The sequence below is a fragment of the Algoriphagus winogradskyi genome, from assembly GCF_900182815.1.
In the GTDB taxonomy this organism is placed as follows: domain Bacteria; phylum Bacteroidota; class Bacteroidia; order Cytophagales; family Cyclobacteriaceae; genus Algoriphagus; species Algoriphagus winogradskyi.
On record NZ_FXUA01000001.1, the window covers coordinates 896,110 to 919,333 of the forward strand.

General features: G+C 41.6%; 17 protein-coding genes. 12 read left to right on the plus strand and 5 right to left on the minus strand.

Annotation, left to right across the window (positions count from 1 at the left end):
- Positions 1 to 121: 121 nt before the first annotated feature.
- Positions 122 to 1,123 (plus strand): sialidase family protein, encoded by a 1,002-nt coding sequence (locus QOL76_RS03770; RefSeq protein ID WP_283411690.1) that lies wholly within the window; start codon positions 122 to 124, stop codon positions 1,121 to 1,123.
- A gap of 119 nt (positions 1,124 to 1,242) precedes the next feature.
- Here the strand turns inward: QOL76_RS03770 and QOL76_RS03775 are convergent, their stop codons facing one another.
- The 3 genes from QOL76_RS03775 to QOL76_RS03785 are packed head-to-tail and all read right to left on the minus strand — an operon-like array spanning position 1,243 to position 4,056.
- Positions 1,243 to 2,628, minus strand: a complete 1,386-nt coding sequence (locus QOL76_RS03775) for an NAD(P)(+) transhydrogenase (Re/Si-specific) subunit beta (protein WP_283411691.1) — start codon at positions 2,626 to 2,628, stop codon at positions 1,243 to 1,245.
- Positions 2,625 to 2,912, minus strand: coding sequence for an NAD(P) transhydrogenase subunit alpha part 2 (locus tag QOL76_RS03780; protein WP_086501027.1), 288 nt, complete (start codon positions 2,910 to 2,912; stop codon positions 2,625 to 2,627). The genes QOL76_RS03775 and QOL76_RS03780 overlap by 4 nt, the downstream gene beginning before the upstream one ends.
- Before the next feature lie 19 nt (positions 2,913 to 2,931).
- A complete protein-coding gene (locus QOL76_RS03785; protein ID WP_283411692.1) occupies positions 2,932 to 4,056 on the minus strand; it encodes a Re/Si-specific NAD(P)(+) transhydrogenase subunit alpha in 1,125 nt (374 codons plus the stop codon).
- Between the two features lie 409 nt (positions 4,057 to 4,465).
- Here QOL76_RS03785 and QOL76_RS03790 point away from each other — a divergent pair, with 409 nt between their 5' ends.
- From QOL76_RS03790 to QOL76_RS03800, 3 genes are all read left to right on the plus strand, one after another.
- Positions 4,466 to 5,926 carry a Gfo/Idh/MocA family protein gene (locus QOL76_RS03790; protein WP_283411693.1) on the plus strand — a complete coding sequence of 487 codons (1,461 nt, stop codon included), beginning with the start codon at positions 4,466 to 4,468 and terminating at the stop codon, positions 5,924 to 5,926.
- A gap of 304 nt (positions 5,927 to 6,230) precedes the next feature.
- Positions 6,231 to 6,464: a hypothetical protein gene (locus QOL76_RS03795; protein ID WP_283411694.1), complete on the plus strand. Its 234-nt coding sequence runs from the start codon at positions 6,231 to 6,233 to the stop codon at positions 6,462 to 6,464.
- A 99-nt stretch (positions 6,465 to 6,563) separates the two neighbouring features.
- Positions 6,564 to 7,073, plus strand: a complete 510-nt coding sequence (locus QOL76_RS03800; protein WP_283411695.1) for a heme-binding domain-containing protein — start codon at positions 6,564 to 6,566, stop codon at positions 7,071 to 7,073.
- An 86-nt stretch (positions 7,074 to 7,159) separates the two neighbouring features.
- On the opposite strand, the gene QOL76_RS03805 is transcribed toward QOL76_RS03800, so the two are convergent.
- Complete coding sequence (locus QOL76_RS03805; protein ID WP_283411696.1) at positions 7,160 to 7,918, minus strand: DUF6503 family protein; 759 nt, start codon at positions 7,916 to 7,918, stop codon at positions 7,160 to 7,162.
- 209 nt (positions 7,919 to 8,127) lie between these two features.
- On the opposite strand from QOL76_RS03805, the gene QOL76_RS03810 reads away from it, so the two are divergent.
- The 6 genes from QOL76_RS03810 (at position 8,128) to QOL76_RS03835 (ending at position 16,853) form a co-directional block, all read left to right on the plus strand.
- On the plus strand, positions 8,128 to 9,129 hold the full coding sequence (locus tag QOL76_RS03810) for a Gfo/Idh/MocA family protein (RefSeq protein ID WP_283411697.1): 1,002 nt from the start codon (positions 8,128 to 8,130) through the stop codon (positions 9,127 to 9,129).
- Between the two features lie 264 nt (positions 9,130 to 9,393).
- Entirely contained in the window at positions 9,394 to 10,188 is a 795-nt protein-coding gene (locus tag QOL76_RS03815; RefSeq protein WP_283411698.1) for an SDR family NAD(P)-dependent oxidoreductase, read from the plus strand.
- Positions 10,189 to 10,837: 649 nt separating this feature from the next.
- Positions 10,838 to 13,249: a DUF1549 domain-containing protein gene (locus QOL76_RS03820; protein WP_346771396.1), complete on the plus strand. Its 2,412-nt coding sequence runs from the start codon at positions 10,838 to 10,840 to the stop codon at positions 13,247 to 13,249.
- A gap of 390 nt (positions 13,250 to 13,639) precedes the next feature.
- Complete coding sequence (locus QOL76_RS03825) at positions 13,640 to 15,073, plus strand: DUF1501 domain-containing protein (RefSeq protein ID WP_283411699.1); 1,434 nt, start codon at positions 13,640 to 13,642, stop codon at positions 15,071 to 15,073.
- A gap of 129 nt (positions 15,074 to 15,202) precedes the next feature.
- Positions 15,203 to 16,177, plus strand: coding sequence for a DUF3887 domain-containing protein (locus tag QOL76_RS03830; RefSeq protein WP_283411700.1), 975 nt, complete (start codon positions 15,203 to 15,205; stop codon positions 16,175 to 16,177).
- Between the two features lie 235 nt (positions 16,178 to 16,412).
- Positions 16,413 to 16,853, plus strand: coding sequence for a carboxypeptidase-like regulatory domain-containing protein (locus QOL76_RS03835; RefSeq protein ID WP_283411701.1), 441 nt, complete (start codon positions 16,413 to 16,415; stop codon positions 16,851 to 16,853).
- A gap of 116 nt (positions 16,854 to 16,969) precedes the next feature.
- Here the strand turns inward: QOL76_RS03835 and QOL76_RS03840 are convergent, their stop codons facing one another.
- Complete coding sequence (locus QOL76_RS03840) at positions 16,970 to 18,190, minus strand: cation:proton antiporter (RefSeq protein ID WP_283411702.1); 1,221 nt, start codon at positions 18,188 to 18,190, stop codon at positions 16,970 to 16,972.
- A gap of 1,234 nt (positions 18,191 to 19,424) precedes the next feature.
- On the opposite strand from QOL76_RS03840, the gene QOL76_RS03845 reads away from it, so the two are divergent.
- On the plus strand, positions 19,425 to 20,849 hold the full coding sequence (locus QOL76_RS03845) for a DUF6600 domain-containing protein (RefSeq protein WP_283411703.1): 1,425 nt from the start codon (positions 19,425 to 19,427) through the stop codon (positions 20,847 to 20,849).
- Between the two features lie 565 nt (positions 20,850 to 21,414).
- On the plus strand, positions 21,415 to 22,944 hold the full coding sequence (locus QOL76_RS03850; protein ID WP_283411704.1) for a SulP family inorganic anion transporter: 1,530 nt from the start codon (positions 21,415 to 21,417) through the stop codon (positions 22,942 to 22,944).
- Positions 22,945 to 23,224 lie beyond the last annotated feature (280 nt).

The window sequence follows — 23,224 nt, forward strand, 5'->3', positions numbered from 1 at the left end:
CAATTTCGCTGCGGATAATCATATTTTTTTTAGATGAACTTACAATTCCTTACAGGTAAGCAAAGGAAACTTGCCCTTTTTTTATAACTTATTTCATCAATCCAAATTTAAAATAACACTTATGTCAACCTTACTTTTCATTCTCTCCCTATTCAGCCTTTTACCCCAACCCGAAAAACCAACGGTGAAAATTCTCTCCTCTGGTTTTATCTACGAATCGGCTCCTTTCCCCTCTTGTCACGCCTCTACTTTAATTGAAACTGATCGAGGTATTATGGCTTCCTGGTTTGGCGGCACCTACGAAAGGCATCCCGACGTAAGTATCTACACTTCCCTTTTAGCAGACGGAAGTTGGTCAACTCCAGAAATGGTAGCTGATGGTATTGAAAATGAAGTTTTCAGAAACCCTACTTGGAATCCTGTTTTATATAAGAGCCCTGCAGGCAAAATTTTCCTTTTCTACAAAGAAGGACCTAACCCAAGAGAATGGTGGGGGCTATACAAAACCTCAGATGATGAAGGGAAAACTTGGTCAAAAGCCATTCAAATCCCGCCTGGAATGCTCGGTCCTGTGAAAAATAAAGCAGTGCTTTTAGAGGATGGCACACTACTCCACCCATCTAGCTTCGAAACCAACGGAGTTTGGAGCATGCATGTGGAAACTACAAACTCAGAAGGTCAGAATTGGAAGAAAACAGAAATCGACAATGGAGAATTTCATGCGATTCAACCAACTATTCTGCAATACCCAAACAACAAGCTACAAATGCTTGCCCGCACCCAAGAAGATGTCATAGGATCTACCTGGTCAATGGATGGAGGCAAAACCTGGTCGAAAGTAGAATCAACTGGATTAATTCACAATAACTCCGGGATTGATGCGGTGACTTTAAAGAGTGGGATTCAATTACTTCTTTGCAATCCAATCAAAGATGGAAGAAACAAGCTTTCTCTCATGATGTCCATGGATGGGATGAATTGGGAGGAGATATATGTATTGGAAGATCAGCCAAAAGGGGAATTCAGCTACCCTGCTATCATTCAGGGAAAAGACGGTACCGTTCATATGACATATACTTATAACAGAGAGAAGATTAAATATGTATCTCTCACTTTAGAATAATCATTAAAAACCCACAGTTACCTATAAAACAAACTGTGAATGGAAGGGCTATAATCAAAAGGGCTATCTGAAAACCATCAGATAGCCCTTATTATATAGGTTTGAGATAAAACAGGTAATTACATTTCTTTCATTTCGGACACCACTTTGGTAATAGTTTGCTTGGCATCTCCGAAAAGCATGAGACAGTTTGGATAGCCAAAAAGCTCATTTTCCACGCCTGCATAGCCTTTACCCATACTTCGCTTACTGACGATTACCGTTCTAGCTTTGTCCGCATTTAAAATCGGCATACCATAAATAGGACTTTGAGGATTATTTCTAGCTGCTGGATTTACGACGTCATTTGCTCCTACGATTAGCACCAAATCAGTATTTGGGAATTCATCGTTTATGGATTCCATTTCAATCAATTTGTCGTAGGAAATATTTGCCTCGGCGAGTAGTACGTTCATGTGTCCTGGCATTCTACCTGCCACTGGGTGAATAGCAAATTTGAAATCTATGTTACGCTTTTCGCATTGCTCCATCAATTCTCGGATTACATGCTGAGCTTGAGCTACAGCCATTCCATAGCCAGGAACTACAATCACCGAAGAAACTCCATCAAACAACATAGCCGTTTCCTCCACTCCAATTTCCTTCACAGTGATCGATGGGCCGTCTCCTTGTGCCTCATTCACCGTCTGCCCAAATCCTCCAAGCAACACATTGACCAAAGATCGGTTCATCGCCTTACACATGATCTGAGTGAGGATAATCCCAGATGCTCCGACCAGTGATCCAGCTACGATCAACACATTATTATTTAGGATAAAACCAGTAGCACATGCTGCCATACCTGAGTAGGAATTCAACAAGGAAATCACCACCGGCATATCCGCTCCTCCGATAGGGATCACCGTCAAGATACCCAAGAGCAAGGCAATTACAATTAAAATAATGATCAGCATAGGGTCAGTTTGATCCATTACGGTAAAGACCGCAGCTGTCAAGAATCCTAAAAACAGGATCAAGTTTATCGCGTGCTGTCCTTTGAAGGTAATCGGCGAACCGGAGATATTCCCATTCAATTTCAGATACGCGATCAAAGATCCTGTAAATGTCAGACCGCCTATAAATACCGAAACGATAATACTGATTACAGTTACGAGCTCTATGGATTCCATATTGACTTCTGTACGAAGGAAATAATCCGAGAGGGCTACAGAGAAAGAAGCTAATCCTCCAAATCCGTTGAAAATGGCCACCATTTCAGGCATTTTAGTCATCTCAACTTTATTGGCATAATACAAGCCAATGGCAGATCCTAATACCACGCAACCTAGTATCTCAACCAAGGAAATGGCATCGATCTGTAGCAAGGTAGCTACAATGGCTATAAACATTCCCAAAGCTGAAAGACGGTTACCCTGTCTGGCAGACTTGGTTTTATTCATCATTTTCATCCCCAGTACAAACAAGACTGAGGCGATCAAATACGCTAATTCTATGGCTATACTCATTTCTTCTTAAACATTTTAAGCATACGATCTGTGACAGTGTAGCCGCCGACTACGTTGATGGTGGCAAGCACCAAGGCTACCATTCCCAGCCATTTGCTAAGGGTGGTGTAGCCCATTTCGTTACAGGCTAAAAGCGCTCCTACTATGGTGATTCCGGAAATAGCATTCGAACCGGACATCAAAGGGGTGTGCAAGGTTGGGGGAACTTTTGCGATTAGCTCAAACCCCAGAAAACTTGCTAATACAAGTATATAAATCAGAATAATCAGTGCTTCTGAGCTCATAATTTGAAAAGGTTAATTCTTATTTATTTAATATTTTATTGGTGAATTCATGCACTACCTGACCTTCATAAGTGATCAAAACACCTTTGGTGATTTCCTCCTCCCGGTCTAGATTAAATCCATCTTTGGTAGCCAGATGCAGCAATAACGTGCTGATATTAGTTGCATAAAGCTGACTGGCATTGGTAGACATCAAGGAAGGCAAATTAGATTCACCGATTATTGTCACTCCATGCTTTTTCACGATTTGGTCCTTTTCAGAAATTTCACAATTCCCCCCAGACTCCACTGCCATATCAACGATAACAGCCCCTTTTTTCATAGTTTTCACCATTTCTTCAGTTACGAGAATGGGAGACTTCTTCCCCATCACCAAAGCCGTGGTAATAACTAAGTCTGAGTCCTTGATCTTACTTTGAATAAGTTCCTTTTGCTTTTGTAAAAACTCAGCAGAAACCTCAGCAGCATAGCCTCCCTCTACCTTCACTTCTTCTGCTCCTTCTACAGTCAAAAATCTACCGCCAAGAGACTCCACTTGTTCTTTGGTTTCGGGACGCACATCAGACACTTCTACGACAGCTCCCAAGCGCTTGGCCGTCGCGATCGCTTGTAGTCCAGCTACACCCGCACCGAAAATCAACACTTTAGCAGGCGTAATCGTACCGGAAGCAGTCATCATTAATGGAAAAATTTTCTCGAGGTAATTTGCTCCCAAAATCACAGATTTATAGCCAGCAAGATTAGCCTGAGAACTCAGGCAATCCATTTTTTGGGCTCTAGAAATCCTTGGTACAGCATCCATGGAAAAGGAAGTGATGGATTTCTTATTCAATTCTTCAAGGATTTCAGGATGATTATAAGCATACATGATTGACATACATGCACCACCATTCTTCATCTGAGCTACTTCTGTTTTGGTAAAGAGGTTCACCTTTAATAAAATATCTGCAGTAAATACCTCAATATTATCACCAACGGTGGCACCTGCATCCTTATAATCCATATCAGAAAAATTGGATCCAATACCAGCACCAGGCTCTACAATGACCGAAAATCCCTTTTTGATCAATTGCTTGATGACATCCGGAGTAAGTGCTACCCTATTCTCACCCTCCTTTGTCTCTTTTAAAACTCCTATTTTCATTTTAGGCTAGTTGAGTTTGTTTATTTCAATGCTATTTCATTTCAATGCTTCAAATAAAGTAGGAAATTCTGGCATGCACTACCTGCTTTATCCTGTTTTTTTACTATTTCTTGATATTTTATTTTGACAAACAGAAAAACCATAAAATAAAACTTTAACCAAAAAACTTGAAATCAACCAGTTATACCATCGATTGCACAACAAATTTTAACCGGATTTCTCAGCGAAAATTCTTTTTTTTAAAATAAGTAAGAAGAAAGTACCCCCTATTTCTAAAATTGGGATTTTAAGGAGATTTCATACATCACCCTTAGTCATTTGATAATTATTGTTTAACAACAAAGAGGATTCTTCCATGAAAATAAATCCCTATTTTAGAATACTTATTTGACTTTAAACTAATAACCTCATGCGCAAACCAAAGAAAAATTCCGAGGGACAAACCCGAAGGGATTTTATCAAAAATGCAGCAATTGCATCTTCTTTTATGATTGTTCCCCGACACGTATTAGGCGGTGTAGGATTTATTTCCCCTAGTGATCAATTGAATCTAGCTGCTATTGGAGCTGGTGGAAAAGGAGCCAGTGACATCAGAAATGCCTCAGTGAATGGGCGAGAACGAGTAACTGCACTATGTGATGTTGATTTTTCCGGTTCTGCCAAAGCTTCTGTAGAAAGATTCCCAGACGCAAAACTTTATGCGGATTTCCGCAAAATGCTGGACACAGAAAAGGATATCGATGCAGTGACAATTTCCACCCCAGATCATGTCCATGGTCCTGCTGCTAAATACGCAATGGAGCGCGGTAAGCATGTATATGTGCAGAAACCAATGACACATAACATCAAAGAAGCAAGAATGCTTACCGAAATGGCGAGAAGTCAAAAGGTAGTAACTCAGATGGGAAATCAAGGTGGTTCAAATGAGCTTTTGAAACTTGTCCAGAAATGGGTAGATGACGATAAAATCGGTAAAATCTCCAAAGTGGAAGTTTGGACAAACAGACCAGTTTGGCCTCAAGGCGGTGCTTTCCCTAAGCCGAATCCTAGTGCTAAACCAGACGCTTTAAACTGGGATCTGTGGCTAGGCCCATCACCGGAGATTCCTTATACTCCAGGACTTCATCCGTTCAGTTGGAGAGGCTGGTGGAATTATGGTACTGGGGCGCTAGGCGATGTAGGATGTCACTTGATCGATATCCCATTTAGAACCTTGGGATTACACTATCCAACCGATGCAGAATGTAGTGTAGGGTCTGTTTACAGTGGAATGTGGACGCCAGATTATCATCCTGACGGCTGCCCGGCCTCTTCTTTTATTTCTTTGAATTTTGCGGCAACTCCGAAAAGCAAGTCACCTATCAACATGACTTGGATGGATGGCGGTATCAAACCAGCACATCCGGATATTATCCCTGCAGATCAGGAAATCGGCGGTGGTGCTAACGGCGTGCTGATTATAGGTGAAAAAGGAATAATCGCTACTAACATCAATGATTCATCTCCTTTGATGCCAAAACTCTATCTGAATGACGGCACTCAGGAGTTTGGCCCTCAAACGGAAGAAAATATTGAACCAGAGTACGGACATCAACGAAAATGGGTTGATGCATGTAAAGCAGGTTTCGGTAGCAAGGAGCACAAAGGCTTGACATCTTCATTCGACTATGCCGGACCTATGACTGAAACTGTATTAATGGGTAACCTAGCCATCCGAAGCTATATGCTTCGCAGAGAAAACTCCAAAGGTCAAATGGAATTTTATGGTAGAAAGAAATTACTTTGGGACGGAGATAAACTACTGATCACCAACTTTGAAGAAGCCAATCAATTTGTTGGAAGGACCTACAGAGAAGGCTGGGAAATGTAATTTTTCCCTAAAAATGAATCATTCGAAACCCGTTCAAGTTGACATTGGACGGGTTTCGATATTTAAATGAATATACCAACACACCCTGTCCAAGAATTAGCCTAATTCAGCATACTAAATTTTCTTTCGTCAAGTGAATTTTAAGTTTATGGTGGAGCAGGAAATAGAATTTTTATGGCCTAAAACCAAAAAATATTCTGTAAATAAGTATTAAAAAAAATTGGATTTTATCCATAAATACTTTGCTTAGTTTTTTTTTAAACGACAAGCATTCTTAGATTGGCAGGAATTAAATAATTGATAAATGGCACAAATGATTAAAAAGGGGAAAGAGCTAATTCGTATCTGCCCAACCAACACGCTTAAAATTGAATACTCTGTAGATGAGGGTGAAACTTGGGCTCTACGTTATATGGGAAATCCAGCAAGTCCAGGAGAATTTTCAGAATTAGCTGATGGTGGTAAAGAATTGCTAGCAGAAGGGCCTAAAGGAAGTTTTTATTCTAAAAATAAAGGCAAATCCTGGCACAAAAAATAGTGGACTAGCAAGGGTATCGTTTATCCAAAAATTAATAGTTTCTGATAAAAATTTAAACTTTCCCTACTACCCCAAGTCTAACAAGAAAATCTTTTAGCCATGTTAAAAAAAGTCGGAATTGTTCTCTTAGTTATTCTAGTAGCCATTCAGTTTATCCCTTATGAAAAAAATGAGGGTTCTCCAGCTGCAGCCCCGTTATCGGGTAGCTATAATGTTCCGGACAATGTCGATAAGTTATTGGTGAATGCTTGTAACAATTGCCACACAAATAAATCGGAATACCCTTGGTATGCGAAAATAGAACCTGTCGGGTATTGGCTAAACCATCATATAGAAGATGGCAAAAGACATCTAAATTTTGACGAATTCACCAATCGCCCACTGGCTTATCAGAATCATAAGTTGGAAGAAACGATTGAAATGGTTGAAGAGAAGGAGATGCCTTTGGAATCTTATACCTATTTCGGACTACATCCTGAAGCTAATCTGTCGGATGCAGATAGAAAGGTGATTATCGATTGGGCAAAGGATCAGATGGCATATCTGAAAGCCACCTATCCAGCGGATAGCTTGGTAATGAAGAGAAGAAGTCCTCCTCCAGCGCAGTAGAAGTTTTAATCGTTTAGGATTCTAACTCGTAAATAAAAAAACAGGCTCAGATAACTCTGAGCCTGTTTTTTTTAGGAAGTTTTCTCCTAATCTACAGCCCCATCCTTTTTATAAAAGGAGGACTCTTTACTGTCTTTTGATAAAGAAATATTGGTGAAATTGACTCTATTTCGCTCCCCAACTATTTCTCCGTCCTCGAGCTTTTGCCATGCAATAGAAGTCGGTAAGCTTACCCCATTTACTTCAGCCCATTCATCGTACCTAATCCAGCTTGGAGGGCCTGGCTTCAATTCTTCCCCAAAAGTCGCTTTATATCCCAACCAGGCCATTTTCTTGGTTTCTGGATGGTAATGAAGCAAGTAAATATCTTCCGGGGCCTCACCCACATTGGCTTGGTAGGTGATTTTCACTCCAGGATAGCTTATTCCTTCATAAACCATCGGCTCAGCTGTTTCATAATTGATCCCTTCGTCAGCAAGAACAAAAGGCATGGCATAAAAATAAAACATCAGATCATGCCTGAAAGAGGGATCTCCCTTATATTCTTCAGCCTTATTCAATGACCAAGCAGAAACTCCGTCAAAACCTATGTCATAAGCCGGCGCCACTACTCTATCCATTCTAGAATGTAGATCTATCGTATGCACTTCATCAAAGCCTTCCTTTGGAATAGAAAACGACAAGGTTTTCATTTGATCCCAATTCTCTATGCCACCATGCGCTTCCAACACATCCCACAATTCCTGCGGGATACGTTGTTTTTTAAGATCGTACTGCTTTTCATCTTGAGCACCACAAGCTGACAAACCAAATAGTAATAAACTAACAAGGATAAAATTCTTCATAAGAGTAAAAGTGCCGGAAAATGATTTACTGAACAACATTACCCATGGCATTATTCGTCGTCAAGCATACAAAAGATTACTATCTAGCTTTTTCAATCCCACATTTACAAACCTTACTTTCAGTGGTTGTTTAAGCAAAAACTAGCTGAACCAATAACTATCTTAGGATTAATGCCTATTCTTTACGCAGTATCACCTATTTTTAAAACATGAGCAAAATCCAAGATAACGAAGTCAAATGGGGAATTTTAGGCGTGGGAAATGTCTGTGAAGTCAAATCTGCACCTGCCATGAACCTCATTCCCAATAGTAAAATAGTCGCGGTGATGCGCCGCTCTGAGGAAAAAGTAAAAGACTACGCCAAAAGACATGGAGTAGGTAAATGGTACACTTCCGCTCTGGATCTCATTAATGATCCTGAGGTGAATGCGATTTACATTGCTACACCTCCCAATGCACACCTCGAATTAGCCACTATCGCGGCCAAAGCTGGCAAACCCGTGTATGTGGAAAAGCCGATGGCTAGAACTCATCTGGAATGCCTGGAAATGATCGAGGTGTGTAAGCAAGCAAACGTCCCGCTATACATCGCCTATTACAGACGAGAACTTCCGCACTTCCTGAAAATCAAAGAATTGATGGATGCAGGAGTTTTGGGTAAAATCCGTACAGTCCACATCAATCTCAAACAAAAGCTGGACGCGAGTTTAATAACCAAAGTTGAGACCAACTGGCGCGTTGATCCAGAGCTAGCCGGAGGTGGATATTTCTTTGACCTTGCCTCTCATCAATTAGACTTGCTGGACTTTTTCTTCGGAAAAATCACCCATGCGAATGGATTTGCTTCCAATCAGGCAAAAACCTACGCAGCCGAAGACATTGTGACAGGTAATTTTGTTTTTGAAAGTGGGGTTTTAGGATCCGGAAACTGGTGTTTTACCACATCCAAAAATGCAGAATTAGACCAAACCATCATTTACGGTAGCAAAGGCAAAATCAGCTTTGAGACCTTCGGCAAAGGGGAGTTCATTCTGGAAACTGATGAAAAAGGTCTTGAGAAATTTTCCTTCGAACTACCAAAACATATACAGCAACCCTTGATCAAAACTATTGTTGGCGATTTATTAGGCACCGAAACATGCAACAGCACTGGTGAAAGTGGAGCCAGATCAAACTGGGTAATGGATCAGTTGGTGAAGGAAAGAATATAATACATTTAAGCTGTTCAGTTAATGTCTTAGCCTCATCTCATGTCTCACTAACCAAAAAAACACCCTCGCTTTGCATTTCAGCCTCCACCTTTGTCACGAATCGAAACGTTCTGACAATTTCGAGAGGCCAAAAATAGCAGCATTAAAAATTAATTTTCTCGAGATTATTTCCACTCTTCCGAATTTTCTTAACGCTTAGATAGTTTACTCTAGCATGTAGCACTTCGCTACTTTTCAACTATTCATTTTTAATCATCACAAACAATGGATTTAAAATTAGAAGACAAAAAAGCATTCATCAGTGGATCTACAGCAGGAATTGGTTTTGCTATCGCAAAGAGATTCTTGGTAGAAGGTGCTACTGTCATCATCAACGGAAGATCTCAGGAAAGTATAGATAAAGCCATCTCAGAACTGAAAGAAGAAACTGGATCGGATAAAGTCACAGGGATACCAGCTGATTTCTCTAAAGTTGAAGAAGTTGATAGTTTGCTTCAAGCCCTACCGGAAGTAGATATCTTAATCAACAATGCAGGGATCTTTGAGCCAAAGGCATTTGCGGATATTCCTGACGAGGACTGGTTTCGATTCTTCGAAATGAATGTCATGAGCGGAATCCGTCTTTCCCGACAGTATTTTCCAAAAATGCTTACAAAAAATTGGGGTAGAATCATCTTTATATCCAGCGAGTCGGGAGTTTTCATCCCAGACGAAATGATCCATTACGGAATGACCAAAACCGCCCAATTGGCTGTATCAAGAGGTTTGGCAGAACTGACTAAAGGTTCAAATGTCACCGTAAATACAATAATGCCTGGCCCTACCAAATCAAAAGGAGTGGGTAAATTCCTCGAAGACATGTCAAAATCAAGTGGTAAATCCGTAGCAAAGGTTGAAGAAGAATTCTTCCAGGATATGAGACCAACTTCCTTGATTCAGCGCTTTGCTTCTGTGGATGAAGTGGCGGATACCGTAGTGTATTACTCCAGTCCATTGGCTTCGGCGACGAACGGTGCAGCCATACGGGTAGAAGGCGGACTAGTAAAGTCAATTCTGTAAGATTCGCACTTCTGATACTAATGGAGTAATATTTTTATTCTTACAGAAAATCAATTCAGAAGCCCTGTTTCACGTAGAGACAGGGCTTTTCCATTTTATCAACCGCTCAAAGGGTTGAGTACAAAGAGCATGGGTACTACAGCTCCGAAGGTGCGAAACAATTCATGACCCTGTACGAAGTGCAGGGAAGCGATTTAGTTATTATCCTGAAGCTCTGAAGGTGCGAAACTCCAGAGTTATCCTGCTTCTCCAGAAGCTGGACTTTGACTGATTCAAATTTAACAATTGCCCCATCGGAGCAAACTCTTGGTAGCTAAATAAGGTCTAGCAATAATTGCTATGCCTTTTGGGACAGCACATTAGGCGCAAGTCTGAAGGCTTTAGCCAAAATGCATCAAAGTAGAATTGTCAGGCTGAGCGAAGTCGAAGCCCAACAAAATTTCTAACATCTTTCCCCATTCATCAAATCAACCCACAAACAGGATAGGTTTACTCAACAAAACCACTATTTTTCAATTGTAAGATAAGTAAGCTCCTAATCCTGAGCGCTTATTGTTAAATTCTTATTTAGAGGACTGCATTGAAAAATCAATCTCAAACCCATTATTCACCTCCATTATTCCTCCTTCTCATAGGAGGTTCACTTTTTATTAATTTTTCAGCATTTGGACAGACTGAAGTAGTAGAAGAACCTGCTTTTTGGCTTTGGCAATTCCTAGGTAGGCTTCATCCTCTGATCGTCCATTTCCCTATCGCGCTGATAGTGGTAGCGGCTTTGATGGAGCTCTTCACCTTCGGGAAATTTAATTCCAAGATCAGGCCTGGAATTCTGATTTTAGCGGTTATTGGCGCTGTTAGTGCAATTATAGCTGCTCCCATGGGTTGGCTTTTGGCAACAAATGAAGGGACATCCGGCGAACTTTTGGATCTGCACCAATGGATAGGAATTGGAACCGCGATTCTGAGTCTTGTTACAATATTCTTCCTATCCAAAATCAGAACCAACCCCAACCCTACTCAGATAATAGCCTTTAGAGCAACACTTTTTTTAACTGCCATATCCGTATCAGTTGCTGGACATTTTGGAGGTTCACTTACACACGGGGAGGATTTCCTTACCGAGGTTTTGCCTAGCGACAAAGAGGATGATTCAGAAATAGAAAAAGCTCCGATCAACCTTGCTTCCTACAACACAGAACTAACTCCTGACAAAGAGATGAAACTCATCGGGGAAGTTCGGATGGTCTTGGCGCATAATTGTTACAAATGTCACAGCGGAGCAAAGATCGAAGGAGAATTACGCTTGGATGAAAAAGAGTTTGTCTTTGCCGGAGGCGAAAATGGCCAAATTCTAATCCCTGGAAATCCCGGGGAAAGTGAGATCATCCGCAGAATTAACCTCCGCAAGAATCACAAGGAGGTGATGCCTTCCAAAGGCAAACTACTCAGCAAAGACGAACGAGATTTGATCGCGCTTTGGATTGCCAAAGGAGCTCCTTGGCCAGATGGCGCTGCCCAGCAGTCAGTATACCGTGTTGCGGAGTTGGCTCCGAGAAATCCTACCCTACCCGCTTACAAAGCTGGCATGGAAAACCCAATAGATCTCTGGGTGGATCAATATTTCCAGGCAAACAAGTTGGATTGGAAAGGCGTCGTGGACGACAAAACTTATCTCCGCAGGATCTATCTGGACATCACCGGAATGATTCCAAGCCCACAAGAACTGGATGATTTCAGATCTGACTCGCGGCCTGACAAGAGAAGCATCTGGCTACAGGATTTATTAAATCAATCGGATGATTATGCCACTCATTGGCTCACTTTCTGGAATGACGCCTTGCGCAATGACTATACGGGAACGGGCTACATCACCAAAGGCCGTTATAATATCACAGACTGGTTATATACTTCATTACGTACTAATAAACCATACGACCAATTCGTGAAGGAATTGCTCAATCCAACTGAAAAGTCCAAGGGCTTTATCGAGGGAATTAAATGGAGAGGAACTGTAAATGCAAGTCAGCGAACCGAAATGCAGGCTGCACAAAATGTGGGACAGGTGATTTTAGGGTTGAATTTGAAATGCGCCTCCTGTCATGACAGTTTTATCTCTGACTGGAAACTGGAAGAGTCTTATGCTTTTGCCAATATTTTCGCAGATTCTACGCTGGAAGTCAGTCGCTGTGAAGTACCTACCGGGAAGATGGCTAAGACCAAAATCCTCTGGGAAGAACTTGGAGATATAGACAGTGCAGCGAGCAGGGCAGAAAAGCTCCGACAGCTCGCTGATCGATTGGTACAGCCAGCGAATGGAAGAATGTATCGCACGATTGTGAATCGGGTTTGGAAGCAGCTTATGGGGCGTGGAATCGTAGAGCCCGTCGATGAAATGGACAACGAACCTTGGAGTCAGGATTTACTGGATTGGCTGGCTTCGGATTTCGTGGAAAATGGCTATGACCTCAAGGAGCTGATTTACCAGATTGCAAGTTCGAAAATCTACCAATCCCAATCCATTGGTTATGAATCCTACGATGAGGTGATGGCCGACGATTACAAATTCAGCGGAATGGTACGTAAGCGGATGACAGCCGAGCAGTTTTCTGATGCCGTTAGTGAAATCGTCTATCCTCTTTTCACGGAGGAGGAAATCAAGTACAATCCCTTCCAGCTTCAGCAACCTGAATTGGCAACTCCATCCTTTGCGCGAGCATCCCTTGTCGCTAATAATCCTTTCCTAACGGCTTTGGGAAGACCAAATCGTGAGATTGTATCGACAAGCAGGGAAGCGCAGGGGAGTTTGTTGCAGGCACTGGAACTTACAAATGGAGAGCGCCTGAATACTGCTTTGCACAAAGGAGCGGAAAAATGGAAGACACAACTCAGCGATCCTGTTCAGATCACGGAAGAATTATACCTGAAGGCACTTAACCGAAAACCAAACGAGAAAGAACTGGCGATCGCAAAATCGGCTTTAGGCGAAAAACCAGACGCTGCTAAAATCCAGGATTTATTCTGGGCGGTGATATTGTTGCCGGAGTTTCAGATGGTGGAGTGAAAAAGACGGGAGACAGGAGACGGGAGACAGAAGACAGAAGACGGGAGTGTCGTCATTTGTAGGAGGCACTGCATTTCTCTTCAGCAAAAAGAGTTAAGTTTTCAAAGGAAATGAATGAAGTGCAACTGAGGCTACTCCCTCCGCCGCGGCGGAGGGCAAGGGGGATTTAAAAAAATAGACGGAAGACAGGAGACGGGAGTATCGTCATTGCGAGAAGGCACGACGAAGCAATCTGTAAGAGATTAATGATTTCCCGCAGATCAGCGCAGAAAACTATCGCTGATTTTCGCTGATCTTGTGTTGTAGTAAATAAATTAAGTATAGTAAATCTGCGTTTATCTGCGGTTCTTTTCAGCGATAATCTGCGGGAAAAAGAGAGTTAACCAAACCATGAAAACACCACTTAACCGTCGAGACTTTATCAAAAAAACCTCAGCTGCAGCCATGGCAACCATGGGGATGGGCGCTCCATTAGCGGGGTTGTTGTCTTCCTGCGGAGTGGACAAAATCCCTGCAACGGCAGACTCGGTGATCTTACTTTTCATGGCTGGGGGAATGGCGCACACCGAGACCTTCGATCCAAAGAAATACACCCCATTTCGCAAGGGAATGGAATCCAAGGAAGTGCTCAGCACCTTCCCTTCTATTCCGACAGCCTTGGATGGAATCCACTTTTCTGAAGGTTTGGAATCCATCGCCAAAATCATGGACAAGGGAACGCTGATCCGCTCCTACGTGGCGGCAGATCTGGGTCACATTCTTCATACACGCCACCAGTACCATTTCCACACCTGCTACGAACCTCCACAATCCGTAGTCGTACCGCATTTAGGTTCTTGGATCTCCAAGGAACTCGGCCCCTTAAATCCTGTGATTCCTTCCTTTATTAATATAGGTCAGCGATTTTCTGTGGGTGAAGGTGAGGAACTGAAGGCTTTTCACAGTGCCGGTTTTCTGGGTTCTGAGCATGGCCCATTTTTGATTCCAGATCCTTCGGCTGGTTTGGAAAGCGTGCGCCCTCCTATCGGCATGTCCACGCAGCGTTTTGAATCCAGAAACCAACTTTACCAAGACCTGATTTCTGCTGGAGCGATGGGAGAATATGGATCGGACTATCAAAAAGAATCACTGAAGCGATCCATGGAGCAGGCGTACATTCTGCTGAATTCTCCTGAGGCAAAGGCTTTTGATCTAAGTCTGGAGCCCAAGGAAAGCTATGACAAGTACAACAACAGTAAGTTTGGGCTGGGATGCCTGCTGGCAAAAAGACTGGTGGATCAGGGTGCCAGATACATCACGGTCACCTCCGAGTATGAGCCTTTCAAAGGCTGGGATACGCATGACAATGGACATACCCGATTGACAGAAATGAAGAAGATAATCGACTCTCCTATCGCCCAACTTATCTCTGATCTGGATGAAAGCGGGAAACTGGATAGAACCCTAGTGATCGTAGCTTCTGAGTTTAGCCGGGATATGCTGACAGAAGGAAGACCTGGGCTGAAAGTAAAAGATCAGGTGGAAGTGCCTGATATCATAGAAGACATGAAAAATTACGGAATGCATAGGCATTTTACCGATGGCTGCTCCATGCTGATGTTTGGTGGAGGAATCAAAAAGGGTCATGTGTATGGCAAAACCGCAGATGAGCGTCCTTGCAAAAGCATAGAAAACCCGATCAAAATCGACAGCATTCACCAGACCGTTTATCATGCCTTAGGTATAGCTCCAGAAACCAATTACGAGATCGAACAGCGCCCATTCTTCACCACGCCAGATGGACATGGGAAGGTGGAGTTTGATTTGTTGCAAAAAGGATCCTAATCCAAACCCAACCTTTTTTTAACTAAGATTTGTAGGACAATGTTAGGTAGTGTAATTTGAAGTGATCATTACTAATACCAAACCCAATCTACTCCATCTCAAGCCTTCACACTTATCTTTCGCATCAATATGAACATCCTCAAAACCATATCCTTGCTAGCACTTTTACTTCTCCCATTAATAAGCTTCGGGCAGGGTGAGAAAGAAACTTATAAGAAAGTATCTGCTGAATTTGAACAGTTTTTTAATGCAGATGAATATCAGAAGGTATTTGACCTATTCTCTTCACAAATGAAAGCGGCTTTACCGCTAGAGAAGACTACAGAATTTGTAAAGGGAATAAAAAGCCAGGCTGGTTCTATTGAAAAGATGGAATTCATCAGGTACGAAAATGGCACCTATGCTTCGTACAAGACAAATTTTGAGCGAGCCGTTTTTGCTGTCAATATTTCGGTTGATGGAGATAATAAAATAAATGGCTTGTTTGTGAAGCCTTATCAAGATAGCAAACTCCCAACCCTTGTGCGGAACGAAACTAAGTTGATCTTACCATTCAAAGGTGAATGGACGGTGTTTTGGGGTGGTGACACCAAGGAATTGAATTACCATGTAGAAAATATCGCTCAAAAAAATGCCTTTGACATTTTGGTCATCGATGAAGACGGGAAGTCCTTTAAAACAGACGGGAAGCAAAATGAAGACTATTATGCCTTTGGTAAGGAACTGATTGCTCCTGCAGACGCAGAAGTCGTACTGGTGGTAGACGGAGTCAAAGACAATGTGCCAGGTGAGATGAATTCTATTTACATACCTGGGAATACAGTCATTTTAAAGACTGCAAATAATGAATATCTATTCTTTGCACATTTCAAACAAAACTCAATTGTAGTAAAGCAAGGTCAACAAGTAAAACAAGGCGACTTATTAGGTCTTTGTGGTAATTCAGGCAATTCTTCAGAAGCCCACCTACATTTCCATATTCAGAATTTAGAAGACATGACCAAAGCTACTGGAGCGAAAGCCTATTTTGAGGAAATAATAGTGAATGGAGAATTGAAAACGGATTACTCACCAATAAAAGGGGAGAAAATTAAAAATCCATAAAACCCATCTAAGTGTAAACTATGCATTGAGGCTGCTAGGGATAGACTGTATCTACGCCCCCCTCTGAGAGTAGATTAGGCGTTGAGGGCGCTAGGTGTAGATTGTATCTACACCTTAATATCCTTATCAATTTCAAATTTATTTTTATACAAGGGTGAAGTTGCAAATTTCCCCCAGTCATAGTAGCTGCAAATCGTTGGGCGCAAGTCAATGTACAATTTACCAAAGACTAGGAATGAGGCATTTAATACTTCTGACAATCTATTTAATTCCATTTCTTTCAACTGGACAAACACGAACAATTTCTGGAAAAGTCATTGACGAATTCGGACTGACGACCATTCCACAGGTGAGAATTCAGAATCGCGACACCGTACAACTTGGGACAACTGACATAAACGGGAATTTTAAAATAGAACTCCCCGCTGAGACCGAGCAATTGCAATTCAGCTTTATAGGTTTTGAGTTGACAACGGTTCAGATTCTAAACAACTGCGACAACCTGGAGATTATCATGATGGTGGCAAGCTCCTATGACTTCATGACAATGAAGAGAGTTAATAGGAAACGATATAAAAGATTCAGAAAATTAAATGAACGACATAAGGAAGCATTTGAGAAAGGTGTTTTTAAGTCAAGGACACCTTGTGTGGCTTATATCTTCAGTGAAGATTAAACGCTTGAACCCAACAAACCACACTAAGCGTAGACTTGGCGGTGAGGTTGCTAGATGTAATCCCGAACAGAAGCCGAGGTAATTACACCCCTAGGGACAGGGCACTCCATACTCTGTCAATCGCCAATTTTTTTCATTGCCATACTTGCTGTAAGTCCATGAATCAAAATAGACAAAGCCACCATCAGCGATACCATAGACCAAAGCTCATCTTTATTCTCAAATTCTACTTCTTGAAAGGCAAATGCCAGATAGAAAATTGACCCTAAACCTCTGATACCGAAAAAGCTGATTGTGATTTTTTCCCTGTTTGATATGGCTGCTCCCTGTAAACTTAAGTAACCTACTACCGGCCGGATCACAAGTAAAAATAACAACACGAAAAACACCATAATCCAACTTAGATTTTCTAGCACTCCTAATGAGATAGCCCCTCCAAAAAGCATCAAAAGTAGGACTACAAATATCCTCTCGATTTGATCTGTAAACGAATGCATGGATTCATGGTACTCGTGATCTTTTTCATAGCTACGAAGAGCTAATGCGCCTACAAAAACGGCTATAAAACCATAGCCATGCAATAATTCTGTAAATCCATAGACGAACAAAGTCATGGATAGCGCAACGAATCCGTCTAATTTCTCCAAAAACTTATACTTTTTAGAGAAAGTGAATAGTAAGTAACCCACTGCCTTGCCCAACAAAAAACCTACAACTAATCCTACGGCGATTTGATAAACAAAATGGTAGGAAAACCAACCCCACAGCGTATCATCACTTCCAGCACTTATTGAGGCAACAGTTATGGCTAGCCAGGTAAATGGAAAAGCCAATCCATCATTAATTCCAGCTTCGGCAGTTAGGGCAAATTTTGTTTCCGGACCCTTCTTTTCGTTAGGCGGACTTACTTGAACATCCGAAGCGAGCACTGGATCAGTAGGTGCTATTACAGCCGCCAATAAAAGGGACGCAGCCAAATTCAGGCCTAGCATAAAATAACCCAGCAAAGTGGCTATCACTATCCCCAAGAGCATAGCTATAAAGACCAATCGCAAAGGCAGGCTCCAATTTTTTAGAGAAAAAGTGCGTTTTATTTTCAGTCCCGCACCCATTAAAGAAATAATAACTATCAGTTCTGTCAAGTGGAGAACGGCAGATTCATTCTCCTGTGGCAGGGGATTTGGCAGATAATCAGGAAAAAGCCAATAAAGTAAAACACCCGCAACCATGTAAAACACCGAATAAGACACCTTCAGTTTCTTGGAAACGAAAGGCATCCATGCCATAGAAAAAGTCACGAGCCCAATGATAAAAAGCGAAACAATAAACGAATTCATAAGTGGAAATTAATCAATGCTATTGGGTTCAAAATCTGCATGGCAACAAGTAGGCTAATAGAAAGAGAATTTTCGTGATACTTTATACCATTATTAAATATCTTAAATGATTATCCGCAATGATGCCAGTCAGCTTAGATTCTTTGTTTATCAGGCTGGAAGACCAATGACCGAAGACTCCCGTACTAACGGAACAGGCTGAAGTGGCCTCAATTTTTAAGTTTAACATATCTTACATTGCTTTTGCCACCTTACTGGTAGAAAAGGGGATATACATAATATTTTATTTTGGTTTGTGGACTTGAAAATAGATAAAGGCAAATTTTTAGCCAGCTTGAAAAATTGCACTGCAGCGACATTTTAGCCCATTGATGATACTCTGCGGGTCAAATACTGCTTAATATGTTGCTAAATATCCCACAATCTCTTTTCTCTACCGGAAGGGCAGCTAACAAAAAATTGATTAGACCAAGCGATAGAGTAGCTTGGACTTTACCCCGACTAAGCGTAGAAAGGCCTTGAACTCACTAGGTTTAGATTATATCTACACCTATCCAATCCAATTTTTAATTGGTCACCTAGATCAAAATCAATTACAATTCGAAAAGTACAGTTGGGTGAAGTTGCATCAAAAATTTATTGGGATGCACCCAGCCGATATTCCATTCATCCTATTTAACCTTGGCCAATTTGAGCATAGTAAGATTACATCATAGTTGAATCTCACATCTACATTCAGAAGGCAATTAATTACCTTCTGAGGATAACTTTTTAATCGAGTAGCAAAGAAAGGATCCTTGTGAAGAGAGCAAGTTTTGCTTTTTACATAATTAATTCTCCTCCGAATGTAATTTTTCAAGAAAAAATACTTTTTATTTTAAAGAAGTAATACCGTAGAATCCGGGTTTTTTCTGGCAAAAGCTTAAATCTATCCAAAAAATTATTTAAAAGGCCAAAAGAGATTAATTAAATTTTTTATATAAGTTTTAATTTTCATCATCAATCTTAAGGTAATATTAAGATTTAACGCAACCATTGACTTAATTTTTTACGTAAACCACTTCCATAGACTAGTTCTTTTTAGATAAGCCCTGAAAAGTTGGCGTGATTTTGGTTTTAGTATGCATGCATCCTTTTTATAGAAAATTGCATCTACCTAACTAGGAAGCCTTAGAAAGCCAACAACCGGAAAGAAATACCAAACCAATATTATTTACACCTAAACCCACTAAATATGAAAACGCTACAAGTACCAAACTGGATGAGAAACTTGATGATGGGCTTTGTCGCTTTGCTTTGGCTTAGCCCATCTGATGCCTCAGCTGATGACATGAACGGTGTCTCATTTCAAGTATTCTATGACGAACTGATGCCTTATGGTGATTGGGTCAAAGATGGCCGTTATGGCTACGTATGGTTACCTGCTGTGTACGATGATTTCCATCCTTATGGAACAAACGGACACTGGGTGATGACGGAATATGGAAATACCTGGGTTTCGGATTACGATTGGGGTTGGGCGACATTTCACTACGGTAGATGGTATTATGATGACAATTTCCGTAGCTGGGCATGGATCCCTGATTATGACTGGGGACCAGCATGGGTGGACTGGAGAACTGGTGGCGGATACTACGGATGGGCCCCTATGGGCCCTGGATTCTCTGTCAATGTGAGGATCAACATTCCTACTGCATACTGGTTGTTTGTACCACAAAATAGATTTGCATACCACAATGTATACAACTACTATGTGCCATACGCTAGAAGAGTCAAAATCTATAACAATACCACAATCATTAATAACACGGTAGTTTATAATAACAACCGATACTATGCAGGACCTTCAAGAAGAGAGATTCAGCGCGTAACTAGAACAACCTATCCTGTACACAGCGTGCAGTCTGCAAGAGCTGCCGGGAGAAATACCGTATCCAGAAATACCGTTAATGTATATAGACCAGACTTAAACAGCGGCGGAAGAACAACCGCTGCAGCTAGACCTTCTAGAGTACTTGCAAACGGACAAAGCAGAACACAACCTGCATCCGTACCATCCAGAGGAAATAGCAGAACTGAAACTGTATCCGGAAGATCAGCTACTACTCCTGCGGGAACTACCAGATCTAGCCAAAGAACTTCCTCTTCCCGTTCTAGCAACTCAGAAGTGAGATCCACTACCCCATCGTCTAGTCGTGGTGGAAGTTTTGAGACAAAGCCGTACTCCGGAGTTCAAACTAGAACCGCTACGCCTAGCAACTCTAGAAGTAGTGAAACTAGAACTTCTACTCCGTCAAGCAGAGAGTCCCAGACTAGATCTAACCCTACGAGAACACAAAGTTCTGCTCCTGCTCAACGATCTAATGAATCTAGAACTCAGCCAGCTCCTACTCAGCGTTCGACTCAGCCAAGAACTCAATCTGCTCCTGCGCAGCGTTCGACTCAATCTAGGACACAGCCAAGTAGCTCTTCTAGACCTGAAGTAAAGTCTAGTGCACCTACGAGATCAACTCAGTCTAGAACTCAATCTTCCTCCAGTAGATCAACTCCTCAGGTAAAAAGCGCGCCTTCAAGGTCTTCTACCCCTACCAAGAGTTCAAGTAGAACAACTACTAGTTCTTCTTCAAGAACCACTTCAAAAACAAGAGGAAATAATTAAACCCAGTTAAACCAAAGTGAAAAGGATAGCCAAATGGCTATCCTTTTTTTTTAGCCTACAAGCGTAATTAGATAAGTCCATTTTATGAAATAGGAAAGTCCCTTAGGGACGAAATATGGGTAGAAAAAGGGGAATATTTATTTTTTGCTGTTTGGCAGAAAAGGAGTGAATTGAGAAGAAGATTTTTCGCCAAAAACAGTTGATGTATGATAAAGGAAATGAAATAAGCATCGCCCTTCAAAGGCTCATATTATGATTTAATAAATTTGTCCAACAAGCTATTGGACTTGCACCATATCTTCTTGCTTACCTAAAAGTAGAACAGCATTCAACCGAGGACACTACTCAAACAGATTGCTTCAGGGCAAAATCATTATTGAATTAAATAAACTCTTCGTATGCCCTTCGCAATGACGAAAACCAAAACAAACAAAAGAATCCAGTCTTTGATTAAAGCGACACAACAAACCCATCTTACCAAATAAAATTTCGAATTGCAGTTTTTGTCTATCTTTGCAGCTTGTTTTCAACACACGCGACCTCAGTCGTCAAACCTATTCACACCTTGAAACAATACTTCAACTTATTCGACTTCAGTCAAAAGGTAGATTACAAAACCGAAGTTCTCTCTGGACTTACGGTTGCCATGGCGCTTATTCCTGAGGCAGTTGCCTTTGCATTGATTGCCGGACTTTCCCCATTGACTGGCTTATATGCCGCATTTATGATGGGATTGGTCACTTCCATTTTGGGAGGTCGTCCAGGAATGATCTCTGGTGCTACCGGCGCTGTAGCTGTGGTAATCGTCACATTGGCAGCTACCCACGGCGTAGAATATGTATTCGCTGCAGTTGTACTTGCAGGCATTCTTCAGGTTTCTGCTGGAGCTTTGAAACTAGGAAAACTCATGCGTCTAGTGCCACATCCGGTGATTTTTGGATTTGTTAATGGACTTGCCATTATCATTTTTATGTCCCAATTGGACCAGTTCAAAGATGCTAGCGGTGCTTGGCTGACAGGTTCTTCACTTTATATTTTGCTTGGCTTTGTCCTGTTGACTATGTTGATCATATGGGGATTACCAAAGCTAACCAAAGCTGTTCCTGCTTCCTTGACAGCCATTTTGGTTGTTTTCGGACTGGTAACTGTCTTAAATATCGACACCAAAACCGTAGGTGATATCGCCGCTATCAAAGGTGGCTTCCCTCCTTTTCACCTTCCTGCCGTTCCATTGACTTGGGAGACACTTCAGATTATTTTTCCGTATGCAGCTATTGTAGCAGGTGTAGGTTTGATCGAAAGTTTATTGACTTTGAATATCATTGACGAAATCACCGAAACCCGTGGACGTGGAAACAAAGAAGCAGTAGCTCAAGGCGTAGCAAATATGCTTTCCGGTGTATTCTCTGGAATGGGTGGTTGTGCTATGATTGGTCAGAGTTTGATCAATATTTCATCCGGTGCAAGGGCGAGACTTTCGGGCATAGTTGCTTCTGTGATGCTATTGGTATTCATCATGTTTGGATCCAGCTTGATCGAGCAGATGCCAATGGCAGCATTGACAGGGCTGATGATCATGGTATCTATTGGAACATTTGAATGGGCTAGCTTGAGAACCTTCACCAAAATGCCAAAATCAGATGTTTTCCTGATGGTTTTGGTAACGCTAATTACTGCGTTTCTACACAATTTGGCATTGGCAGTACTGGTAGGCGTGATCTTAGCAGCCTTATTTTTCGCTTGGGATAACGCCAAAAGAATCCGTGCAAGAAAGAATATCGATGCCAACGGAGTGAAGCACTACGAAATGTTTGGCCCATTATTCTTTGGATCAATCGCTGCTTTCAACGAGAAATTTGACGTGCTCAATGATCCGGCAGAAGTGATCATAGACTTTCAGGAAAGTCGTGTAGTTGATATGTCAGCTATTGAAGCCTTGAATAAATTGACGGAGCGCTATCACAAGGTTGGTAAAAAAGTACACTTGAAGCACCTAAGTCCTGACTGTAGAAGACTGCTGGAAAACGCAGATGAACTCATCGATATTAATGTAATCGAAGACCCTACGTATAAATTAGCGGTGGATAAGGTTTGATTTTTAACCGCAAAGATTCGCAGAGGACACGGATAAAACCGCCCTCAGCTCAATAAGATATATTAAACTGAAAAGGGAAGTTGATCGACTTCCCTTTTTGTATTTCATCATAGATCAATCCTATTTTCCCCAATGAGTATAATTCATCGCTGGCGATCTCTCGCGACTTTAGGAAGTAACACTGCCCCGTCGGGGCAAACTATGGGTAGCTTTTGAATGATTTAATATAATGCTGTGCCTTTAGGTACAGTTCTAAAATTGTTAATACAGGGCCGTACCT

Bases quoted from the DNA above. Each gene is read 5' to 3' on its own strand.
- QOL76_RS03770 (WP_283411690.1), top strand. From the start codon at position 122: ATGTCAACCTTACTTTTCATTCTCTCCCTATTCAGCCTTTTACCCCAA.
- QOL76_RS03775 (WP_283411691.1), bottom strand. From the start codon at position 2,628: ATGAGTATAGCCATAGAATTAGCGTATTTGATCGCCTCAGTCTTGTTT.
- QOL76_RS03780 (WP_086501027.1), bottom strand. From the start codon at position 2,912: ATGAGCTCAGAAGCACTGATTATTCTGATTTATATACTTGTATTAGCA.
- QOL76_RS03785 (WP_283411692.1), bottom strand. From the start codon at position 4,056: ATGAAAATAGGAGTTTTAAAAGAGACAAAGGAGGGTGAGAATAGGGTA.
- QOL76_RS03790 (WP_283411693.1), top strand. From the start codon at position 4,466: ATGCGCAAACCAAAGAAAAATTCCGAGGGACAAACCCGAAGGGATTTT.
- QOL76_RS03795 (WP_283411694.1), top strand. From the start codon at position 6,231: ATGGCACAAATGATTAAAAAGGGGAAAGAGCTAATTCGTATCTGCCCA.
- QOL76_RS03800 (WP_283411695.1), top strand. From the start codon at position 6,564: ATGTTAAAAAAAGTCGGAATTGTTCTCTTAGTTATTCTAGTAGCCATT.
- QOL76_RS03805 (WP_283411696.1), bottom strand. From the start codon at position 7,918: ATGAAGAATTTTATCCTTGTTAGTTTATTACTATTTGGTTTGTCAGCT.
- QOL76_RS03810 (WP_283411697.1), top strand. From the start codon at position 8,128: ATGAGCAAAATCCAAGATAACGAAGTCAAATGGGGAATTTTAGGCGTG.
- QOL76_RS03815 (WP_283411698.1), top strand. From the start codon at position 9,394: ATGGATTTAAAATTAGAAGACAAAAAAGCATTCATCAGTGGATCTACA.
- QOL76_RS03825 (WP_283411699.1), top strand. From the start codon at position 13,640: ATGAAAACACCACTTAACCGTCGAGACTTTATCAAAAAAACCTCAGCT.
- QOL76_RS03830 (WP_283411700.1), top strand. From the start codon at position 15,203: ATGAACATCCTCAAAACCATATCCTTGCTAGCACTTTTACTTCTCCCA.
- QOL76_RS03835 (WP_283411701.1), top strand. From the start codon at position 16,413: ATGAGGCATTTAATACTTCTGACAATCTATTTAATTCCATTTCTTTCA.
- QOL76_RS03840 (WP_283411702.1), bottom strand. From the start codon at position 18,190: ATGAATTCGTTTATTGTTTCGCTTTTTATCATTGGGCTCGTGACTTTT.
- QOL76_RS03845 (WP_283411703.1), top strand. From the start codon at position 19,425: ATGAAAACGCTACAAGTACCAAACTGGATGAGAAACTTGATGATGGGC.